General features: G+C 45.0%; 23 protein-coding genes. 19 read left to right on the top strand and 4 right to left on the bottom strand.

Going from position 1 to position 20,552, the window contains the following annotated elements:
• Positions 1-541: 541 nt before the first annotated feature.
• The gene (locus LZ23_RS15050; protein ID WP_052507416.1) at positions 542-1,876 is read left to right on the top strand and encodes a flippase; all 1,335 of its coding nucleotides are present in this window, start codon (positions 542-544) and stop codon (positions 1,874-1,876) included.
• Positions 1,877-2,005: 129 nt separating this feature from the next.
• Positions 2,006-2,632 (top strand): class I SAM-dependent methyltransferase, encoded by a 627-nt coding sequence (locus tag LZ23_RS15045; protein ID WP_045215322.1) that lies wholly within the window; start codon positions 2,006-2,008, stop codon positions 2,630-2,632.
• 32 nt (positions 2,633-2,664) lie between these two features.
• On the opposite strand, the gene LZ23_RS25575 is transcribed toward LZ23_RS15045, so the two are convergent.
• Entirely contained in the window at positions 2,665-2,772 is a 108-nt protein-coding gene (locus tag LZ23_RS25575) for a dual CXXC motif small (seleno)protein (protein WP_353740106.1), read from the bottom strand.
• Between the two features lie 644 nt (positions 2,773-3,416).
• Between LZ23_RS25575 and LZ23_RS15035 the strand changes: the two genes are divergently transcribed.
• The 6 genes from LZ23_RS15035 (at position 3,417) to LZ23_RS15010 (ending at position 7,001) form a co-directional block, all read left to right on the top strand.
• The gene (locus tag LZ23_RS15035; RefSeq protein WP_045215320.1) at positions 3,417-4,172 is read left to right on the top strand and encodes a hypothetical protein; all 756 of its coding nucleotides are present in this window, start codon (positions 3,417-3,419) and stop codon (positions 4,170-4,172) included.
• Between the two features lie 11 nt (positions 4,173-4,183).
• Positions 4,184-4,591 (top strand): preQ(1) synthase, encoded by a 408-nt coding sequence (gene queF / locus LZ23_RS15030; RefSeq protein WP_084591083.1) that lies wholly within the window; start codon positions 4,184-4,186, stop codon positions 4,589-4,591.
• A 194-nt stretch (positions 4,592-4,785) separates the two neighbouring features.
• Positions 4,786-5,268, top strand: coding sequence for a flavodoxin family protein (locus LZ23_RS15025; RefSeq protein ID WP_045215318.1), 483 nt, complete (start codon positions 4,786-4,788; stop codon positions 5,266-5,268).
• A gap of 199 nt (positions 5,269-5,467) precedes the next feature.
• Positions 5,468-5,992, top strand: coding sequence for a type 1 glutamine amidotransferase domain-containing protein (locus tag LZ23_RS15020; RefSeq protein ID WP_045215316.1), 525 nt, complete (start codon positions 5,468-5,470; stop codon positions 5,990-5,992).
• A gap of 4 nt (positions 5,993-5,996) precedes the next feature.
• Entirely contained in the window at positions 5,997-6,635 is a 639-nt protein-coding gene (thiE, locus tag LZ23_RS15015) for a thiamine phosphate synthase (RefSeq protein WP_045215315.1), read from the top strand.
• Between the two features lie 81 nt (positions 6,636-6,716).
• Positions 6,717-7,001 carry a GYD domain-containing protein gene (locus LZ23_RS15010; RefSeq protein WP_045215574.1) on the top strand — a complete coding sequence of 95 codons (285 nt, stop codon included), beginning with the start codon at positions 6,717-6,719 and terminating at the stop codon, positions 6,999-7,001.
• 87 nt (positions 7,002-7,088) lie between these two features.
• Here the strand turns inward: LZ23_RS15010 and LZ23_RS15005 are convergent, their stop codons facing one another.
• Positions 7,089-7,715 (bottom strand): SagB/ThcOx family dehydrogenase, encoded by a 627-nt coding sequence (locus tag LZ23_RS15005; RefSeq protein ID WP_232300505.1) that lies wholly within the window; start codon positions 7,713-7,715, stop codon positions 7,089-7,091.
• A 371-nt stretch (positions 7,716-8,086) separates the two neighbouring features.
• Here LZ23_RS15005 and flgF point away from each other — a divergent pair, with 371 nt between their 5' ends.
• From flgF to fliW, 11 genes are all read left to right on the top strand, one after another.
• Complete coding sequence (gene flgF, locus LZ23_RS14995; RefSeq protein ID WP_045215311.1) at positions 8,087-8,872, top strand: flagellar basal-body rod protein FlgF; 786 nt, start codon at positions 8,087-8,089, stop codon at positions 8,870-8,872.
• A gap of 157 nt (positions 8,873-9,029) precedes the next feature.
• Positions 9,030-9,812: a flagellar basal-body rod protein FlgG gene (flgG, locus tag LZ23_RS14990; RefSeq protein WP_045215309.1), complete on the top strand. Its 783-nt coding sequence runs from the start codon at positions 9,030-9,032 to the stop codon at positions 9,810-9,812.
• Positions 9,813-9,866: 54 nt separating this feature from the next.
• Positions 9,867-10,850 carry a flagellar basal body P-ring formation chaperone FlgA gene (flgA, locus tag LZ23_RS14985; RefSeq protein WP_045215307.1) on the top strand — a complete coding sequence of 328 codons (984 nt, stop codon included), beginning with the start codon at positions 9,867-9,869 and terminating at the stop codon, positions 10,848-10,850.
• A 314-nt stretch (positions 10,851-11,164) separates the two neighbouring features.
• On the top strand, positions 11,165-11,905 hold the full coding sequence (locus tag LZ23_RS14980; protein ID WP_045215306.1) for a flagellar basal body L-ring protein FlgH: 741 nt from the start codon (positions 11,165-11,167) through the stop codon (positions 11,903-11,905).
• 63 nt (positions 11,906-11,968) lie between these two features.
• Positions 11,969-13,081 (top strand): flagellar basal body P-ring protein FlgI, encoded by a 1,113-nt coding sequence (locus tag LZ23_RS14975; RefSeq protein ID WP_045215305.1) that lies wholly within the window; start codon positions 11,969-11,971, stop codon positions 13,079-13,081.
• 1 nt (position 13,082) lies between these two features.
• Positions 13,083-14,147, top strand: coding sequence for a peptidoglycan DD-metalloendopeptidase family protein (locus LZ23_RS14970; protein WP_045215304.1), 1,065 nt, complete (start codon positions 13,083-13,085; stop codon positions 14,145-14,147).
• Between the two features lie 30 nt (positions 14,148-14,177).
• Positions 14,178-14,648 carry a flagellar export chaperone FlgN gene (gene flgN, locus LZ23_RS14965; protein ID WP_052507414.1) on the top strand — a complete coding sequence of 157 codons (471 nt, stop codon included), beginning with the start codon at positions 14,178-14,180 and terminating at the stop codon, positions 14,646-14,648.
• Positions 14,648-16,726: a flagellar hook-associated protein FlgK gene (gene flgK, locus LZ23_RS14960; RefSeq protein WP_045215303.1), complete on the top strand. Its 2,079-nt coding sequence runs from the start codon at positions 14,648-14,650 to the stop codon at positions 16,724-16,726. The genes flgN and flgK overlap by 1 nt, the downstream gene beginning before the upstream one ends.
• 23 nt (positions 16,727-16,749) lie before the next feature.
• Positions 16,750-18,294, top strand: coding sequence for a flagellar hook-associated protein FlgL (gene flgL / locus LZ23_RS14955; protein WP_045215302.1), 1,545 nt, complete (start codon positions 16,750-16,752; stop codon positions 18,292-18,294).
• Positions 18,295-18,529: 235 nt separating this feature from the next.
• Positions 18,530-18,772: a carbon storage regulator CsrA gene (csrA, locus tag LZ23_RS14950; protein WP_045215301.1), complete on the top strand. Its 243-nt coding sequence runs from the start codon at positions 18,530-18,532 to the stop codon at positions 18,770-18,772.
• Complete coding sequence (gene fliW / locus LZ23_RS14945; RefSeq protein WP_045215300.1) at positions 18,745-19,221, top strand: flagellar assembly protein FliW; 477 nt, start codon at positions 18,745-18,747, stop codon at positions 19,219-19,221. Before csrA ends, fliW begins: the two co-directional genes overlap by 28 nt.
• On the opposite strand, the gene flgM is transcribed toward fliW, so the two are convergent.
• Complete coding sequence (gene flgM, locus LZ23_RS14940; protein ID WP_045215299.1) at positions 19,209-19,514, bottom strand: flagellar biosynthesis anti-sigma factor FlgM; 306 nt, start codon at positions 19,512-19,514, stop codon at positions 19,209-19,211. The genes fliW and flgM overlap by 13 nt on opposite strands.
• A 545-nt stretch (positions 19,515-20,059) precedes the next feature.
• Complete coding sequence (locus LZ23_RS14935; RefSeq protein ID WP_045215298.1) at positions 20,060-20,476, bottom strand: DVU0524 family FlgM-associated protein; 417 nt, start codon at positions 20,474-20,476, stop codon at positions 20,060-20,062.
• Positions 20,477-20,552: the final 76 nt, after the last annotated feature.

Genomic DNA, 20,552 nt, shown 5'->3' with positions numbered 1-20,552 from the left:
GAGCTGTCAGGGATGTGGTTGCTGAAAACCTGTCACCCACGAGGGAGCCTAAGCGACCGAAGCAATCTGTATCGTAAAACCATAATGCTTTGAATTTATTAACAAAACGATTGTAGTTACTTGTAAGCTCCTCACCCGGGGCGCGCCCGGGACCGAACCTGCGAGTAACTGAAAATGAGTCTCCTCTATGGACATTGGGACAGTCCCCGCGAGGAAACGTTAAAAAGTTTGATACTGCATAGGTTTCTGGCAAAAATCGATTTTAATGAAAAAATTTACATAGCGAGGGACAGTCCCTGTGCCATGCGCAAAGTTTCCATCTTTGACGGAACTTTTCTGGTAATTGTAAGTGAATCTTAAGGAAAAATAGTAAAAAACCAAAAATCATAACAGCTTGAAATAATTGGCATAAAAATGTAGTTACTTGTAAGTGGGGGGGTGGAGTGCCTGTCCCTTGTTTACTATAAATTGGATAAACTATTTGCCGATGAATATATATTCATGTGAATGCTTGCCTCCCAACAGATAGCGTTGAAACAAGATGCAAAAAATTGCGGATAAAATCTCATCCCTGCTTCCCTTTGGCGGCGGGATGCGCAAGATAGCCTCCAACAGCGTGTGGCTGATCATGGACAGGCTTATTCGTCTTGGTGGCGGGCTGGTGGTAAGCATCATGCTGGCCAGGCATCTTGGCCCTGCAGATTTTGGTATTATAAGCTATGCCTTGTCTGTAACCGCTTTTTTAGGATCTTTTGTCTATCTCGGACTCAGTGGTCTTGTGGTCAAGGATATTGTGCAGAGCCCTGATGACAAGAATACCATTCTGGGTTCCACAATTGGATTGAAGATGTGCGGAGCTGTTTTTGCCTTTCTGATTATTCTGGGGCTGGCTTTTTTCAGCCATGACCGAGGCGGCAGTGAGTTCTGGACCCTGATCATTATTGGTTCAGCTCTTTTTTTCAAGCCATTTGATACTATAGACTTCTGGTTTCAATCCAGGGTTGAATCCAGGTTTACGGTTATGGCCAGGGTAGGTGCTTTTTCTGCAGCAGCTTTAGTCAAGGTTGTGCTTGTTTTTCTCGGGGCAGGACTTGTAGAGCTGGCTTTGGCCGGGAGTCTGGAATTTTTTCTGACAGCCATTTTACTGGTACTGGTCTACAGGCTGCGCGGCAACAGCATTCTGGACTGGAGACTGCGCCTGCAAAGGGCTAAGGAACTTGTCAGTCGTTCCTGGATTCTTCTCCTTTCAGGATTTTTGGGGCTGATTTATCTGAAAGTGGATCAGATCATGTTGCGCTGGATCAAAGGCCCTGAAGATGTTGGTATCTACTCTGTAGCGTCAACACTTTCTGAGGCCTGGTACTTTATTCCAGCAGTCATAGCCTTATCTTTTTATCCCAGGCTTATAGATCTCAAGGCAAAGGGGCAGAAGCAGTATGAACAGGCTGTGCAGGGCCTGCTGGATCTGCTGTTTGCTTTTTCTGTTTTTGTGGCCGTCGGGGTTACTGTTGCTGCTCCCTTTTTTGTTGGAATGCTTTACGGACAGGAATATCAACCGGCAGCAGGCGTGCTGATGATACATATCTGGGCCGGTGTTTTCATGTTCATGCGAGAAGTGTTTAACAAATGGGTCCTTATAGAAAACCTTCTAAGGTTTACTGTGGTCAGTCACGGCTTGGGAGCAGTGAGTAATCTGGCACTTAATTTTGTGCTCATTCCCTCTATGGGAGTTTACGGCGCAGCTTTGGCTACTCTTATTTCTTATGGTTTTGCAGGGTATTTTTTTCTTTTTCTGCATCCTGCCACCATCAATCTGGGAAAAATGATGACCAGATCCTTTTTATTGCCTTTTAGACTTATCTTGAAGATTAGGTAATATACGGGAGCACTGCGAAAGCATCACGCGTTTATGAAAAGTCAATTGGGGACAGTCCCGATCCCAGGCACATTCCCCAAGCCAGACCTAATGTCTAAACTTTTACAAAATATGAACCGGAGCCTGCAAATGCAGCAGAATAAAAAGACAGTCCATAATCCTGAATACGATTTTGCCGGATATGATCATAAACGGCGGTTTATGAGCTACTGGTATCAGATAAGGGAAATTGTAAAACTATCTCCGGGCAGGGTGCTGGAAATAGGTATAGGGTCCGGTCAGACCAGCGCATTTTTAAGATCTCAAGGACTCAAAGTGGTGACCATGGACATTGATCAGAAGCTTAAGCCTGATCTTGCAGGGTCATGTATGCAGATACCACTTCGGACCGAATGCTTTGATGTGGTAGCCTGCTTTCAGGTATTAGAGCATTTGCCTTTTGAATATCTTGAACAAAGTCTTGAGGAAATACACAGGATAACCCGGCAATGGGCTGTTTTGTCTCTGCCGGATGCTTCCAGGGCCTTATCGCTGACTTTGAAGGCTCCAGGCCTGAAAAATATTGAGGTCCTTGTGCCCATACCCTGGCCTGTGCGTGAGCATCATTTTGATGGTGAGCATTTCTGGGAGATTAATAAAAAAGGTTTTGGTTTGGACAAGGTTGTTCATGTGATGAAAAAAAACTTCAAATTGAGCTCAACCTTTCGTTCGCATGAGAATCCCTATCACAGGTTTTTTGTCCTGCAGAAAGCATAAAATGGGCTTTTCCAAAACTAAGCATAATGCCATTAAAATCGGTCGCAGGGTATATTGGCCAGGCATTCCTCAAGATATTCGCTCATGGAACTGCTCAATTCATTGACGCTGAATTTTCTATTGCAGGACCTGCAGTAGATATATACGTTTTTTCAAGTTCTGAGCACTCTGAGTTTCTCTTGTTCATGGCTGCATGATTTGTTACGCTGGGAGTTTATGTGCTGGATCATGGTTGTTGTCCTTTATGTATTATGAGAGTTAGAATCTTTTCCCGGGGTGTGGGCTGTGTACCGAACCTGCGAGTAACTTATACCCCTCGTTTCCAGGCTCCAGCCTGGGAACGTTTAGTTCTTGCGGCTCCAGCCGCTTCTTCAAAATGTGGCTGGAGCCACAAAAAAGAGGTGCCCCCAGGCTGGAGCCTGGAAACAAGCGAAAAACCTGGATTCCGGCTTTCGCCGGAATGACGGTAAAGAGTAAGAACTTGCTTTCACCGTCACCCCGGACTTGATCCGGGGTCCAGTTTTTTTGAAGTTACTTAGAAGCTCCCCACCAGGAGGGCCCGGGACCGAACCTGTGAGTAACTGTCTTTAAAGTGGAGCCTGCATCCTGCAGGCTATTTAATTCCAGGCGGTTAGAAGCCGCCTCCACATTGAAGAACAGTCCCATATTTGGAAATTGGGACAGTCCTGCGAAGAACCGTTAAAATGATTGATACAGCATTTATTCCTGGCAGAAACTGGTTTACTGATACCAGGATTTAAGTTCAAATTGAGGTGAAATACTGATGAATAAGCTGACATACTTTTCAGAAGATATTGTGGATGAAACACTGAAAGAGGCAGCAGATAACTTTTTCGGCAAAAGAAGAAAAATTGATAGTGAATTGGAACTGTTGGATAAACACATCAGACAGTTACAGCAAAAGGCCCAGACTGTCGAGCGCAGCATATCAAGGTTGAACTATCTTTTGCCGGGTAATGATATGGTAAAGGCATTCTGGGCAAAACTGGGTCTGAAGGACAGTTTGTATTCAGCTGTTTCTGCCGATTGGTCGGGTGATGCCATCCTGCCCTGGGCTATGACTTTGAAAAGCAAATATCGCAAGACAGTTCTAATATTTTACAGTGACCTGCAAAAGCTGGTACATGACTACCTGCATGGAAAGTATATTGACGATCCTGAAGTAAAGGGCAAAAAGGTCATGACTTGCAATTTGCTGCATCTGAAAGAATGGGTAGAGGATCTGAACAAGGAAATTGACAATATAAACTGCTCCAACAGACCTGATGATGTCATGGCCTTCACCAGACGTATAAACGTAAGCGAGTCATCTAAACGTGAGAGTGTAGGTTCTGGACTGGAATACACTTATGACCAGGAGCTCTGCTTCCAGCCTGTAGATTTTGATAAATTTGGACTTCCTGAATATCCTGAATTAAAAAAGGTTCAAGAGGTTCAGGAGAAAATCAGTGATTTTTGTAATATCACATTTTCTGATAATAAAGAACTTATAAAAAATGTATTGAAAAAAATTTCCTGAAGGAGCTCATTGTGCGAGACGATACATCTAATCTGCAGCTGCTTGGTAAAACTGGCTCTGAATATCCCACTGATGTTGACCCTGATATCCTGGAAACATTTCCCAACAGGTTTTCTGAACGAGACTATGAGGTCAGCATGGTTACGGATGAGTTTACATCTCTTTGTCCTGTTACTGGACAACCCGACTATGGTACCATTGAAGTCAGGTATGTACCGGATAAAGAGTGTGTTGAGTCAAAATCCCTGAAGTTTTATCTGTTCAGCTATCGACAGGAACCGACATTCATGGAAACTGTAGTGAACAGAATTTTGGATGATCTGGTGCAAAAATGTCGGCCCAGGAAAATGACAGTTACAGGAAAGTTCAGGGCCAGGGGGGGCATTGCTATTGATGTCAGTGCCAGTTATGATATATGATTAGAAGTGATCATCCACACATAACAATACAGCGACACTTTATGTAACCAGGTAGGGGGCGGCGGGCTCTTTTGCCGTTGGATAGTCCGGTTGTTTTTGCGGTTTGAGATCAGATCGGCAAATATGCCTGTCCCCGCTGACAGAGGCAATAATTTACACAAAAAGTCGCTGTAGTGATAACAAAGGAGATAAAAATGCAGATATTGGTATTGTATTTTTCCAAATCAGGTAATACAAAAAAGCTAGCCCAGGCCATTGCCAATGGTGTTGACTCGGTGGAGGGAGCAAGTGCGGTACTTAGAAATACTGAAGAAGTTACCAAAGATGACTTTCTCAATGCATCAGGAGTGATTGCAGGTTCTCCTGTATATTTCGGTCTGATGGCAGCTGAATTGAAGAAAGTTTTTGACGATTTTATCAGTCTTAGAAAGAAAATGGAGGGAAAGGTTGGAGCTGCCTTTGCCACATCCGGAGACCCTACTGGAGGCAAAGAAACTACCATGTTTTCCATTATTCAGGTTATGATGATTTATGGGATGGTTATTGTGGGAGATCCCATGAGTGCTACAGGTCACTATGGAACAGCCTGCGTAAAGGAGCCTGATGAAAAAGCCATGGAAAACGGGGCCAAGCTGGGTATAAGGGTTGCTGAAACAGCCTTTAAGCTGAATTCCTAAGTATTTTCTGCTGTTTGTCGTATTTTGCCCGCAACTAAACTCTGCTGCGCAAAAACGCTTTCAGAGTTGTTTAACCGGATACACTCTGGGGGGGTAACGTGGGTGTCCATCGTATCTTTGTGGTTCAAAATCTGTTGTTTTTGGCTTCAGGATTGAAGCGGTAAGCCACTAATCATTTATAACCGTAAGGAGTTTTGATATGGAACTGAAAGGAAAAAAAGCCATTGTTCTTGTAGAACAGATGTACAATGATTACGAATTCATATATCCTTTGTACAGATTGCGTGAGGCAGGGGCAGAAACTTATGTTGTAGGCCCGGAGGCCGGTAAGGTTTATCCTGGCAAAGAGGGTACTTCAGCCAAAGCTGATCTGGCCTCGGCAGACGTAAACGCTGCAGACTATTCCATTCTGGTGATCCCCGGGGGCTACGCTCCGGATCATATGCGGCGCAACAAGCCCATGGTTGAGCTGGTTAAAAACATGTATGAACAGGGCAAAATCGTTGCAGCTATCTGCCATGCGGGCTGGATGCCTGCTTCGGCCAAAATCCTCAAGGGAGCCAGGGTTACTTCATTTATTGCCATAAAAGATGATCTTGAACATGCAGGAGCGACCTGGGTTGATGAGGAAGTGGTCATAGACAGAAACCTTATAACAAGCCGTACCCCTGATGATTTGCCAGCTTTTATGAGAGCGATAATCAGCGAGGCGCAGAAAATATAAAAACATGTTAAAAATTATTGACTATTCTTTGTACCTGGTCACTGATCAGGGGCTCAGCATGGGCCGTGACCTTGTAGATGTAGTCATGGAGGCTGTTGCCGGTGGAGTCAGCATTGTCCAGATCCGTGAAAAGTCATCAGAAACAAAGGCATTTTACGACATGGCCCGGGCCCTGAAATCCAGGCTTTCTAAAACACAAACGCCACTGATTATAAATGACCGGGTTGACGTAGCCCTGGCTGTGGATGCTGAGGGAGTGCACGTAGGACAGTCAGACCTGCCCTGTCATATTGTTCGGACAATGCTTGGCCCGGACAAAATAGTGGGAGTGTCCATTAATACTTACGAGCAGATCAAGGAAGCTGAACAGCAGGGAGCAACATATCTGAGCTTGAGCCCTGTATATCCAACTCCCACCAAAACTGACACCACAGAGCCTTTTGGGTTGTCAGGTCTGCAGGCTGCCAGAAAAATGACTCAAAAGCCTCTGATCACCATAGGTGGTATCAACCAGTCAAATATCAGGGAGATTATGAGCACAGGCATGGATGGGGTCGCTCTTGTATCAGCTATCTGTTCAGCGCCGTCACCTAAAGAAGCTGCTGCTGAACTTTCAGGCTTGATCAGCGAAGTGAGGAAGTGAAATGTGTGAGGTATGGCCGGGACAAAGATCCTGGCCTGTTGCTTTGCTATAATTTTTTTAACTGTAACAAGGGAGGATCAAATGGCTTATTATGTAATTTTGAGCAAGCTGACTGATGAAGGAAGAAAAACTCTCAAAAAAAAGCCTGAGCGTGTCATGGAGGTCAATAAAGAGCTTGAAGACATGGGCGTTAAAGTACAACAGCAGTTTGCTGTTATGGGTGAGTATGACTTTGTGAACATAGTTGAAGCCCCTGACAATGAGACTATTATGAAGATGTCTGTTGAACTGGGATCCAGAGGATCTGTTCAATTGCTGAGTCTGCCAGCCTTGCCTGTGGATGAGTTTATCAAAAAGACCACCTGAGATGTGAGGCATTTCCCCTCATCAGAAATGTGACTGATAATCAGCCCCGGACCTGATTTCGGGGCTGATTGCTGCTGGGAAAAATTTTCAGCGTGGTTTACCAAAGGGCATGATATATAAAGCAATTGTCTCTTTGGGCAGACCAAGCACCCTGCCGACATTTTTCTCGTCAAATGCACCAATGACCACTGTTCCCAGTCTTAGAGCCTCTGCCTGCAGATGGATATTCTGCCCTGCATGCCCAACCTCCATATATACATATTGCCGGCCGCGTTCTCCATAAGCGCTGGTAGTCCTTTGAAACTCTGCAGCAATAATGATGGATGCCGGGGCTTGTCTGACAGCTCCCTGACGAAGGGCTGAAGAGTAAAGATTGTCTCGTCTGTCTCCGTCCATGGTTTTGCTGATGGAGTGTGATTCAGGGTTATATCTGTAAACACCAGGCTCCAGGTCCTCCACATTGCCGGAGACAAGATAAATATCCAGTGGAAAGGTAGCTCCTGCTGACGGGGCTGTTCTGAATTTTCTGCGGGTATCAGTAATTCCCTGAGCTGCCCAGAGCATTTGTCCCACCTGTTCCATAGTCAGGTTTTCCTGACTGAAATTTCTTAAAGATCTCCTTGTTTCCAAAGTTTTTTCCACACTCATTGACCCGTCTCTAACCGGTTCAGGTAAAGTGATGATTTCGTTGGAATGAATTTTGCCGACTGACATAATACCTCCTCCCCAGAATAAACAAATCATAAAAAAAGCGACTAAGATTTTTTTTGCAGTATCCATATGTGATAAATGCCCTCCTTTGGCTTGAGCTTGGTGTAATAGTATATCAGTCGGCATATTGTCAAAACATTGCCATGTGTGAAGGGGGGCAGGGGTCGGAAATCAGATATCAGATATCAGAAGTCAGAGATCAGAGATCAGGAATCAGGGGTCAGAAGTCAGAGGGCAGAGGTCAGAGGTCGGAAGTCAGAGATCAGGGGACAGGGGGTTGGGGCAGGATATATTTGCTGCCGGGTTGAGCGTACAGTCTGCCGTTGAGGCATTGGCCTGTAATTTGCTTGTAAAGAGGCAGGAGGATTATTTTTATGCGCGACAGCATGTACACAGCATTTTTTGGGGCCATGACTCAGGAAGCCAGAATGAATGTTATTTCCAATAATCTGGCCAATGTAAATACCACCGGATATAAGCGTGAAAATCTGGCGTTTGAAGATGTGTTTACCAGATTTGCTTCAGACTATGCAGATCCCAATGACAGTCTTGAAAACAGAATTTTATGGCCTGAAGCCAAGCTTAGAAGCCAGACCAGAGCCAGCCCTACTCATCTTGTTTTTGAGGAAGGCGGGCTTAAACAGACGGGAAATCAGTTAGACCTGGCAATATCAGGAGAGGGATTTTTTGAGGTTGAAACGCCTGAAGGAGAGGTAGCCTATACCAGGAACGGCGCATTTTATCGGGATCCTGATACAGGGGCCATGATTACCGCGCAAAGGTTTCAACTGCTTGGAGAAGATGGCCCGATAATACTCCCTGAAGACGCCACTGACATAGTAATCACCAATGACGGCTTAGTTACAGCAGACGGTGAAGCTGTTGATGTTATAAATTTGACAACCTTTGATGATTTAAACGGCTTGGAAAAAATGGGTCGTCAATTGTTTCGCATAAAAGAAGATTCCGGTGTGGAGCCCATGGCAGCAGAAAATGCCCTGGTGCAGCAGGGCTTTCTTGAGGATTCCAATGTTGAAGTAGTATATGAGATGGTCAATATGATTGCCACCATGCGCAATTTTGAGGCTCTGCAAAAGATTATCACAACCACTCATGAAAAAGACCAGCAGCTCATCAGGGATGTGGGCACAACCAGATAATGCCATATGAAAAGCATTAGTCTCAGCTGCGGACCATAACTCAGGTGGGTGCCGCATATGCCAACCCCCGCTGACTGGAAGTAGTGACTAATGCCAATGACTGAAACAGTAGCTAAAAAAATAAAGAAAATCATATAACGGCTCAGGAGAAGATACTATGATGCGCTCACTATGGACTGCGGCTTCAGGTATGGCTGCCCAGCAGATGAATATTGATGTCACAGCCAATAATCTGGCTAACGTCAATACAACTGCTTTTAAAAAGAGCAGGGCTGAATTTGAGGATCTGGTCTATCAGAATCTTAAAATCGCGGGTACGGAAAATCTGACAGGTGACAGAATTCCCACAGGCATGCAGGTGGGTATGGGTGTCAGACCTCTGACAGTACATAAGTTTTTTACCCAGGGAGACTATCAGCGAACTGATAATCCACTGGATTTGACCATTGAAGGCGATGGATTTTTTCAAGTCATGGCCAATGATGAGCTCAAATATACCAGAGCAGGCGCTTTCAAGCTCGATCAGGACGGAAGAATTGTGACAGCCAATGGTTATCCTCTGCAGCCTGAATTTAATGTCCCCCAGGATACAGTAAATATTGTGGTTACAGAACAGGGACGACTATCCTGCATGGATGCAAGTGGTGACGAGCTGGCGGGTATGGATATTCCAATATTTGATTTTATCAATCCAGCCGGTCTTAAGAGTACTGGACGTAACCTTTACGTTGATACCGATGCTTCAGGACCGCCTGTGGAAGGTGTACCAGGTGAAAATAATTTCGGCACTCTGGCCCAGGGTGTTCTTGAGATGTCCAACGTGGAACTTGTAGAGGAAATGGTAAATATGATTATTGGTCAAAGAGCTTATGAAATCAACTCCAAGGCTATCCAGACCTCGGATCAGATGCTTCAGATGGCGAATCAGCTGAAGAGATAACTGGTTTTCATGCGAAATCTTTTCCGGGTGAAAACTAATCAAGGGGATAAACCCATGAAAAATGATGTAAACATACTATCGGTGAGTCTCTGGACTTTGTGCATATTGGTTATCTCAATATTTTATTGTGGATCTGCACTGGCAACAAACGGTCATCATTACTGGATAAAGGAACATGTTGCTGTAAGCGGCGATGTAATAACCTTTGAGGATATCGCTGAGCCCAGGTCTTATCAGGCTGGTCAAAAATGGAATGAAGTCAAAAATATCCAGCTGTGGCGGGCCCCCCAGGCAGGGCAGAGGATCGTGCTGCACAGAGAACAGGTTGTGCAAAGGTTGCGGGCAGTGCATTCCGGACTGGCTGAAACAAGTATTGTTCCGAGAGAGATAACCTTCCAGCGCGGAGAAAAAGTTTATTCCAGCGATGAACTGGAAAAAATGGTTGTCAGTTATCTAAAGCCCAGAGTGCAAAGTATGGCAGAAGACATAGAGTTCAGGGATTTCAGGCTCCCTGCTCCTGTATATCTTGAGAACGCTTTTGAGCGTATTGAAATGGAAACTACCAATGAACCAGGACCTGGTAGAGTCAGTTTCAGGTTAAATGTCATTGATGCTCATGGATCCATCAGCAGACGATTGACTGGTAATGTATTCATTGATGCCTGGCAGACAGTGGCCTGTGCTTCTCGACCACTTAACAGAGGGGATATCATTAATCCGGATGATGTCCGCTTTGAAAGAAAAAATCTTGCTTATCTGCGCAATGATGTCTGGGATGGCAGAACAGGACCATGGAGGGTCAGGTCTGCCATTGGGCAGGGCCAGCCAATTCTGCAGAGGGCTCTGGAATCAGTTCCTGTAGTCAGCAGGGGAGATCGGGTCAACCTGGTTTACCAGGGCCAGCACGTTACTTTGTCTGTACCGGTGCAGGTGCTTGAGGACGGAGGGCGCGGCGATACTATTACTGTGCGCAATATGAGCAGCAGAAAGGAAATCATTGCGGTAGTTCAGGACGGAGGGACAGTGCTGGTCAGGTAGATAATCAGGGTGTCAGCTCAGATTATAGTGACTTATCCCCTCAATACTGTAGTAAATAACAAGAAGATTGTGAGATACTGACAAGACAAATAGACCAATAACCTAAATCTTCAGTCTTCAGTCTTCAGTCTTCAGTCTTTAGTCTTCAGTCTTCAGTCTTCAGTCTTTAGTCTTTAGTCTTCAGTCTTCAGTCTTTAGTCTTCAGTCTTTAGTCTTGAACCTGAAAATAACAGCTAAGCTCCAACTCAACAATACTTGTTTCAGTTGGGCATGGGTAAAAAAACCGCAGTAAATAATAACCAAAAGAGGTTGAGATGAACATATTAAAAGTTTTCATAACAATGACTGTGGCAGGAATACTGGCAGCTTGTGCTCCAGTTCAGCAGAAACCAACACCTATGCCTTCTTATGCTCCAGAACCCTATATTGACTCCTTAGAGAATGTACACATGGATAGCCCTTCTCTGTTCAACCAGAACAGGGCTGAATTTCTGTTCAGCGACAACAGGGCCAGACAGGTGGGCGATCTTGTTGTGGTGCATGTTGTGGAACAGTCCAGTGCCAGTAACAGGGCAACAACTACAGCTGACAGGGAGTCAAGCATAAATCTTGGTGTAAACAGTCTGTTTGGACAAAACAATATGAATGCCCTGCCATTAAATACTGCCACAGGCGGATTGCTTCCCGGTCTCGGGCCAAGCGGGGCAGTGGGCAATACACCCATGGTCCAGGCCAATTCTACAAGCGAGTTTGAGGGTACTGGAAGCACCACAAGAAACAGCACTGTTTCTGCAAGCATTTCCGCCAGGGTTGTCCGGGTTATGGATAATGGCGTACTGCAGATAGAAGGGGCCAGAAATATCAAAGTTAACGGAGAAAACCAGATTATAGTGGTTAGAGGACTGGCAAGATCAAGGGATGTGAGCTCTGATAATTCCATTATGTCCACTCATCTTGCAGACGCACATATTGAAGTTTTTGGTCAGGGAATTCTGGCTGACAAACAAAAACCTGGCTGGCTGGCCAGACTGCTGGATCGGGTATGGCCGTTTTAGTCATCAGCAATGCTTTTGGAGTGCCGATTTGCACTAAACAGTTACTCAGATTAAGGTGTTACCATGCAAAAACTACACAGAATGATCATCCAGATGCCAATAATGATAGTCCTTGCAGTTTTGCTGCTGGCAATGGACGCTAATGCCGTAAGGCTCAAAGATATTGCCACTTTTGGCGGGGTGCGAACCAACCAGCTGGTAGGATATGGCCTGATAGTGGGCCTGACAGGCACAGGTGATAATCGCGGCGCACCATTTACCATTAGATCCATGGTCAACATGCTTGAAGGTATGGGAGTCAGTGTGGATGAATCTGCGCTGCAGGTCAGAAATGTGGCTGCAGTCATTGTAACTGCTGATATGCCGGCTTCTGCAAAGCCCGGTTCCAAGCTGGATGTGACTGTTTCATCCATTGGTGATGCCCGCAGTCTGCAGGGCGGGGTGCTTATTCAGACTCCTCTTAAGGGGATTGACGGTAACATTTATGCTTTGGCTCAGGGCCCCCTGACCCTTGGTGGTTTTTCCGTGGAAGGCCAGGCAGCCCAGATAACCACAAATATTACCACTGTGGGGCGTATTCCCAACGGTGCCATGGTGGAAAGGCATGTACCGTATAATTTCAATGCTCAGGAGTATGTTACCATAAATCTTAATGAACAGGATTTTTCTACTACTGCCCAGGTTGCTGAAAGCATTAACTCCAATTTTGGAGCAAACAGAGCATTTGCACAGGATATTTCCAGTATCAGAGTGGATATTCCAGATGAGTTCAGGGGAAATCTGATTCCATTTATGGCTGCTCTGGAAAATATTCAGGTCAGTCCGGACAGTCCGGCCAGGGTTGTGGTGGACGAAAAAACCGGAACTGTTGTCATTGGTGAAAATGTCAAGATATCCAGGGTTGCTGTCTCACACGGTGATATGAGCGTAATCATCAGAGAACAGCCACAGGTTTTCATGCCTGAGCCTTTTACAGACGCAGGTCCAGTGGTTGTTCCCAGTACTGACATAGCTGTAGAAGAAGACGCAAACCCTCTTGTAATTGTAGAGGGGGCAACAATTAATGAATTGGTGGATGGTTTGAATTCCGTAGGTGCAACTCCGCGGGATCTCATCACAATTTTGCGGACCATCAAGGCCGCAGGAGCGCTGTACGCAGAACTTGAGGTGATATAATATGAGTCAAATGCTGAGCAATAACGCCATATCCCAGTTGGAGCACAGTCGAGAGGCCAACAGACATCTTGAAATGCAGAAACTTCAGGAACGACTCGGTGCTGGAGGTGATCAGAAGAAAGAGCTGCGTGAAGCCTGTCTGCAGTTTGAAGCAATATTTATTCAGAGGATGTGGGAACAGATGCGGGCTACTGTGCCCAGAGAGGGGTATCTGCACAGCAAGGAACAGGAGATGTTTGAGTCCATGTTTGACCAGGAGATGTCCATGGAGATGGCTCAGGCCGGAGGCATCGGGCTGGCAGATCTCATGTACGGTCAACTTAAGGAGAGACTGGAAAATTCAGGTGCTCAGGCTGCAGCTGACTCAGCAGTGTCTATGAGAAGTCTTCCCTCCAGGCAAAATTTGCCTGCTTCAGGTCCAGGTGATGCACAGGCAGAAGAAAAAGCCGGTTTAAACAGTGATGAAATAAATAAAATTTTGAATATGAACCTGCCTCCGGAACAGCGTATGGAGTATCTTGCCTCACAGATAGAATACACCCTGGGTGGCAAGCCTTTGAATGATCTTCCGGAATTAGACGACAAGGTTGAAGAGATAGAATCTTTACCGGAACAGAACGCGCAGGATTTACCGCCACTGAACTGGCCTGTATCCGGTCGTGTAACGTCAGACTTTGGATGGCGGGATGATCCATTTACAGGACGTCAGACCTGGCATGCAGGGATGGATTTTGCGGTGCCTGAGGGCACACCAGTAGAAGCCTGCTGGCCGGGTGAGGTTGTTTTTTCCGACTCAAGAGGTGGTTTTGGCAATAAGATTATTATCCAGCATGCTGACGGCTGGAAGAGTGTTTACGCACATAACAGCGATAATCTGGTGCAGGTAGGTGATAAAGTGGATTCTGGACAGAAAATTGCATTATCAGGTAATACAGGGCGCTCAACTGGGCCTCATTTGCACTTTGAACTCAGGCAGGGTGATCTGGCCTGGGATCCCAGAATGATTGAAGAAAGACTGTTGGCCGGATTGAGTATTGGTCGGGAAAGTGACACAGAAAAGGCGTAGATTACGTAAAACTATCAGGCAGGAGATAATATGAAGATTGAAGCAGGACTCATCAGGCAGAAGCAGGCACTTGGACTGCTGTATTCGCTTCTTGAAGAGGAATTTTCCGCGCTTCTGGAAAACTCTCCGCAACAAGTATCATCCATCGAGTTTTCCATTCAGGAGTTAATTCGTCAGCTTATGGATGAAAAAGAGGCCATTAAAAAAATTCTCACTGAAAATTCCTTTGCTGATCTTAATGAATATAAAAACAGCTTAGAGCAGGGAGAGAATCGGATTATCAGTGAGGAAATCGAGGACATCAAGGTCTTGGAAGAACAATGTTCTCATCAGGCTATGAAAAACAATCGTATAGCTTCAGCACTGGCCGAGCAAAGCGCGGGCATGCTCAGCTTTTTTTACGACAGCGTTACTCCGAGGCAGCAAAATGTTTATTCTGCCCAGGGAAGATGGAATGATAAACCATCCAAGCATACAGGATTGTTAAAAGGAAGAATGTAATGCCAGGACTGACTTCATTGCTGCACACAGGGCGAAGCGCTCTTTTTGCCAACCAGACTGCCATGCAGGTGGTGGGCAATAATGTTGCCAATGCCAATACTCCCGGATACAGACGTCAGGCTGTCAGGCTTGAGGAATCCTTTGCCATTGATTACAAGCCAGGACAAATCGGTACAGGAGTTAATGCCAAAGAGGTTTATCGTTACTTTGACTCATTTATTGAGGCGCAGTACAACTCAAAATCTTCAGAAAGAGAGATGTGGCAGACCCTGCAGGATAATCTTTCCAACGTGGAGATTTTGTTCAATGAAAGCAGGGAGGGGGGGCTTAATAAGGCCCTGGCCGAATTCTGGAGCGACTGGCAGGATCTTTCCAGACGTCCCGAGGATAACCTTGTACGTTCCGCCTTAGTGGGGAAGGCCTATAATCTGAGCAATACCATTAACCGGTTAGATGATGACCTGACAAACCTTCAAACCGGGGTGGACAAGCTGATAGAACAGGATGTGAACAGGGTTAATGACATCCTCAAGGAAATAACGGCTATTAACAAGGAAATAAGTGTTGGAGAGATACCTGGCCGCAACAATCTGAACCAGCTGAGAGACAAAAGAGATATGCTGGTCAGAGAACTGGCTGAGAAGATTGATATAAGCTATATTGACAATGGAGGGGGCAATGTTTCCATCCTGACCAAGGCAGGTCATACTCTTGTAGATGGACCAAATCATTTCAAGCTTGCCTTTGAGAGCGGAAAAACCTTTGCCAACCTGACTTCAGGTTCTGCATTTGATGGGCAAATAGATTATAAAGGAAGTTCGAGCTACGAAATAACAGTAGAGGTGGTTGATGGGGGTAATGTTGATGCCAATGCTACATTCAGGGTGTCCCTGGACGGCGGTAAAACCTGGCTTCAAGATGATGCCGGTAATGACCGTGAATTTGCAGCCAATGGTTATGACAATAGGGTTATCCTGCCGGTGGATGGTGTTGAAGTATGGTTTAACAATGCTACACAGCCGCTTTCCACCGGTGACCGCTTTGAAATAATCCCCAAAAGCGGGCTCTACTGGTATGAAAATACATCTTCAGCCATGCATATTTCTCCACAAATTTTAAGCGATGGGCAAATGAATGAGCGCAGGATTACAGGTGGTTCTCTGGCAGGATACATGAACTTTAGGGACCATTATGCGGGCAAGTATAGAGAAAAACTGGATGCCACAGCTTCAACTCTGGCCTGGGAAGTCAACAGAATCCATTCTCAGGGAGCAGGGCTGGAAATGTTTCAAAGTGCTACAGGTACATATCAGGTAGTAAATAATACAGTTCCTCTGGCTTCAGACAATTCCGGCCTGTTTTTCAGAGATAAGCTGCAAAATGGTAATCTGACAGTTTTTGTTTATGATTCCAATGGTGACCTGCAAGGGTCTGAGAGTCTTGATTTTGGTGGTGGTCAAGGCTTCGATCCTGAGACGCATTCATTTACTGATATAGTAAATGCATTAAATGCCATCAACGGAATATCTGCTCAGGAAGTTAATGGTAAGGTTGTGATTGATGCTGATGCAGGAAACAAATTTGTCTTTGGAAACGATACTTCAGGTCTTCTGGCTGCTTTGGGCGTAAATACCTTTTTTCAAGGGCATGATGCAGGCACTTTTGCTGCTAACGACTTTACCAGAAATAATATTGCATTTATCAACGCCGGACACGTCAATGGAGCCGGCGAGGCCAATGCCGGTGATAATAAGACTGCACTGGATATTGCCGGGCTTCAGCATAAAAAAGTTTCCATCAGTACTTTTTTTGAGGGCACTACTGAACAAAGTATTCAGGATTATTACAACTCACTGGTGGGAAATGTGGGTGCTGATACAAGTATGACAAAATTCAGTGCTGATTACAACAAAGCCTTGACCAATGATCTTAATCGCAGACAGGAAGAAATATCCGGCGTGAATATGGATGAAGAAATGAGCGACTTGATAAAGTATCAGAATTCATATCAGGCAGCTGCAAAGCTGATAACAACAGCAGACAGAATGCTTCAGGTATTGCTGGGCATGAAGAACTGATAAATCTATGAGGAAATAAAGCCATGCGTGTATCACAGAGTATGCTTTTCAACAACTTCGTGACTAATATGAACAAGTCTTCATATCAGCTCATGCAGTTGAATATGCAGGCCTCAAGTCAGAAAAGGGTTAATAAGCCTTCTGACGACGCCATAGGCATGTCCAGAATTCTCAGCTACCGTGATTCCATAAAGGCGCTCGAACAGTATAAGTCCAACATTGATACCGCCAAAGGCTGGCTTGGGCTTGCTGATGAAACCCTGATGCAGGCCAATAATGTACTAATCAGGTCTAAGGAGATCGCTGAACAGGCTTCTACGGGCACCCTTAACGCAGATCAGAGAGAGATACTGTCCTATGAGGCCAGGCAACTCATGGATCAGATGGTTAACCTTTCCAATACCAGATACGAGGGGAAAAGTATTTTTGGGGGTCATAAAGTTGACGGGCCTGCTTTTGAGCATGCCATGACCTTAAGCAGCAACCAGGATTTGCCGGTAAACTTTTCAGTTACCGGGAAGTCAACAGGTACTATTGTGGTGCAATTTTTAGATGATGGGGATATTCCTCCTGTAAACCTCGGAGATGAGATTGATTACAGGTACTCTGCGGATGGAGGTAAAACCTGGAATACAGGCAGGTTAAATGTTGGAGACTCACAGATTGATTTAAATGGAATTACGGTGGGTTTTCCCAGCGGACATACAGTTCAGGCCAATGACCCCAACGATACCAACGACACTTCAGGAACCTGGCTTTGGGTCAGGCCAACTGCCAAATATAACGGCGATGATGAAGATGAGAATATAACTTCGCTTTATGCTCAGGATATTAGTAACGCTGATGTGTCAGTATCCGGTGTTTTTGATAAGGATGTCACCATCAGGATAGATGATACCAATACAGGCACACCAAACGAAGTTGAGTATTCTTATAGTCTTGATGGAGGATCCAGTTGGAATACTGGTAACACAACGCTAATAGATACAACAACTGAGCGGGTAAGGTTCCTTGTGCCCGGAGGTCGTCTTGAAATTAATAATATAGATCCAGCCGATCCAACAAAAAATAGTTTAAATCCAAACGACCAAATTCTCATCCGTCCCCATCGGGCTGCAATTAATTTTGAAATATCTGCCAATGAATCTTTGCAGGTCAACAGCATAGGTAAGGATGTATTTGGAGGTATCTATAAGAAGCCAGGAGATAATTTTTATTCACCAGGCATTGAAGGACCGGGTAACGTCTTTGAAACCATGGGTGAACTTATTGGCTATCTTGAGACTAACAATCAGGACGGAATATCCAGAGCCTTAGAAAACCTGGATGAAAGTTTGAAGAATGTGAACAATCAGCTGGCCAGCATCGGAGCCAGGGAAAACCGTCTCAATATTTCCGAGTCGGTATTGTCCGGGCTGGTTCTGAATGAAAAAGAAAGGATGAGCAAGGTCGAAGATGTTGATGTGGCAGAGCTTATGACCAAGCTTGCCAATCAGCAGATTGTCTACGAGGCAGTTCTTAGATCTTCATCCAACATCATGCGTATGAATCTGGTCAATCATATTTAGTAGCGCCTCACCCGGGCTGGCTGGGACCGAACTTGTGAGTAACTGATACCCCTTGTTCCCAGGCTGGAGTCTGGGAACAAGAAAAAATCTGGATTCCGTCTTTCGCCGGAATGAAGACAAATAGTAATAGTTTGCTTTAACCGTCACCCCGGACTTGATCCGGGGTCCAGTTTTTTTGAAGTTGCTCAGAAGCTTCTATGGTTTTTCACCAACAAACAAGGAATTACAACATAAAATGCTCATACTGTCGCGTCGCACAGGGGAGAGTATCCATCTTGGCGACGATATAATCATATCCATCTTGGGAGTGAAGGGGAAACAGGTCAAGGTGGGCATTGAGGTGCCGGACGATATGTCTGTGTACCGGGAAGAAGTTTTCAGAAATATTCAACAGGAAAACGAGATGGCCATTCAGTCATGCGCTGAGGACCTCGTAGCAGCGGCAAATTTATGGACAAGACAAAGCAGAAAGAAATAAATTCCAAACTGGGCAGGATTATTATAAGCCCTGACAAAGCTATCTTTTTTCCGCGTGGACTGATAGGGATGGAAAGGGTCAAGGATTTTGTGCTGCTTCAGATAAAGCCTGATTCGCCTTTTTATATACTGCAGAACTTGAACAACTCGCGGTTCAGTCTTCTCGTGGCAGACCCTTTCTGTTTTGTTACAGATTACCAGGTTTATCTTGGCAATACTGAAGAAAGGGTCCTTAAATCCCCGAGAAGCAGCGAGCTGGCTATCATGGTCACAGTGACCATCCCTCAAGGCTGTCCCGAAGAGACAACCCTTAATATGAGTGGGCCTATAGTAATAAATACTGTGAAAAGAATTGGAATGCAGGTGCCTCAGAATGATCTAAGCATGAAGTCAAGAATAGTTCTGGCAGAGTTGAGAGAAGATGCTAAGGGTGTGGATCAGGATCTCTGAAACCAGGTATCCATGTCTTCACGAATCATTTTTTCGGCAATTCTTCTGGAGTCAGGCTCATAAGTACCGTCTTTGACTCTTGCCTTGAGTTCTTCAACTCTGTCTGCTCTTACGTCATCAGCTTTCATGGCCTGCTCAAGTCCGGTTCGGAATAGTTTCGCGTCCTGAGACAAAGAAACTCTGTCTGAGGATGATCGGGGCGCTCCAGTGCCTGGACTACCCCGGCCCTTATCCTTGTTTATTCTGGACTGCTCATAAGACTGCAGCCCTGTAATCAATCCTTTTATTTCCATTGGGCCCTCCAATGTTTGAATTCGTCGCGCTTAAATATTATATCGGACAAAAGCTGATGAGCTTAAGTGTCCTGATGCTGGAAAAGCTGAATTATTTCAAAAAAAAATTAAGCAAATAACATGCCTGTTGTCAAGGATGGCTTGTGAGTATTCCAGCGTATATTTGTTTTATTTATAAGCTCCTCACCCGGGCGGCCCGGGACCGAACGTGTGAGTAACTTTACGAATCTGTCACTATTCTGAAAATTGGGACAGTCCCCGCGAGGTACTTTAAAAAAGATTGATGCTGCATTGGTTCCTGGAAGAAATTTGCTTTAATGATAAAATTTACACAGCGAGGGACAGTCCCGGTGCCAGGCGTAAAGCTCTCATCTTTGACGGAACTTTTCTGGTAATTGAGAATCAATCATATGTAAAAATCTTAAAATTGTGAAAATTATAAACGTCTGATTTTGTTGGTAATTTGGTTTTAGTTGCTTAGAAGCGCTTTACCCGGGCGGCCAGGGATACAAGGGTATTATCTGATAGAAAAAATTGATCACTGATTACAGCATAGTTGAGTTTACTTTGTTTAAAGTCATCTGCCATAGCTTGCCCAAAACCTTTTCTCTTTGTTCTGGTCCTAATTCTTCAGGGCCATGCGGTCCTGGAACCATGATTTTCATTTCTTCCCCGGAAGGAGGATAGTGAAATATAAGTTCGGTATTGAGTTCCTGGCTTAATGCCTCCTTTATTTCGTCAACCATGGGATTTCTGCTGTCGGAAGTAATAAGGTTCTCAATAATTTCCCTGGCCACTCTCTCCACTAATTTTCTCCTTTTGGATTCTCTTGAAGTAGTATCCTGTTCCAGTGCTTCAGCTCCACGCAGGTATCTTGACAGGCGCGCGAGCCTGCGTCCATTGACCAGATGACGGTCATAAGTGTTGAGCACTTTTTTTACTAAAACAGGATTAATGGTCATTATTCACCTCTTCTACAGACTGAATCGGTTGTTTTACTCAAAAACTTTAGATTATTTTTGAAAAAATAATTTTCGT

The organism is Desulfonatronovibrio magnus, assembly GCF_000934755.1.
Lineage (GTDB): Bacteria > Desulfobacterota > Desulfovibrionia > Desulfovibrionales > Desulfonatronovibrionaceae > Desulfonatronovibrio > Desulfonatronovibrio magnus.
Note: the sequence above shows the minus strand (reverse complement) of the source record. Positions and strands in the feature narration are given on the sequence as shown.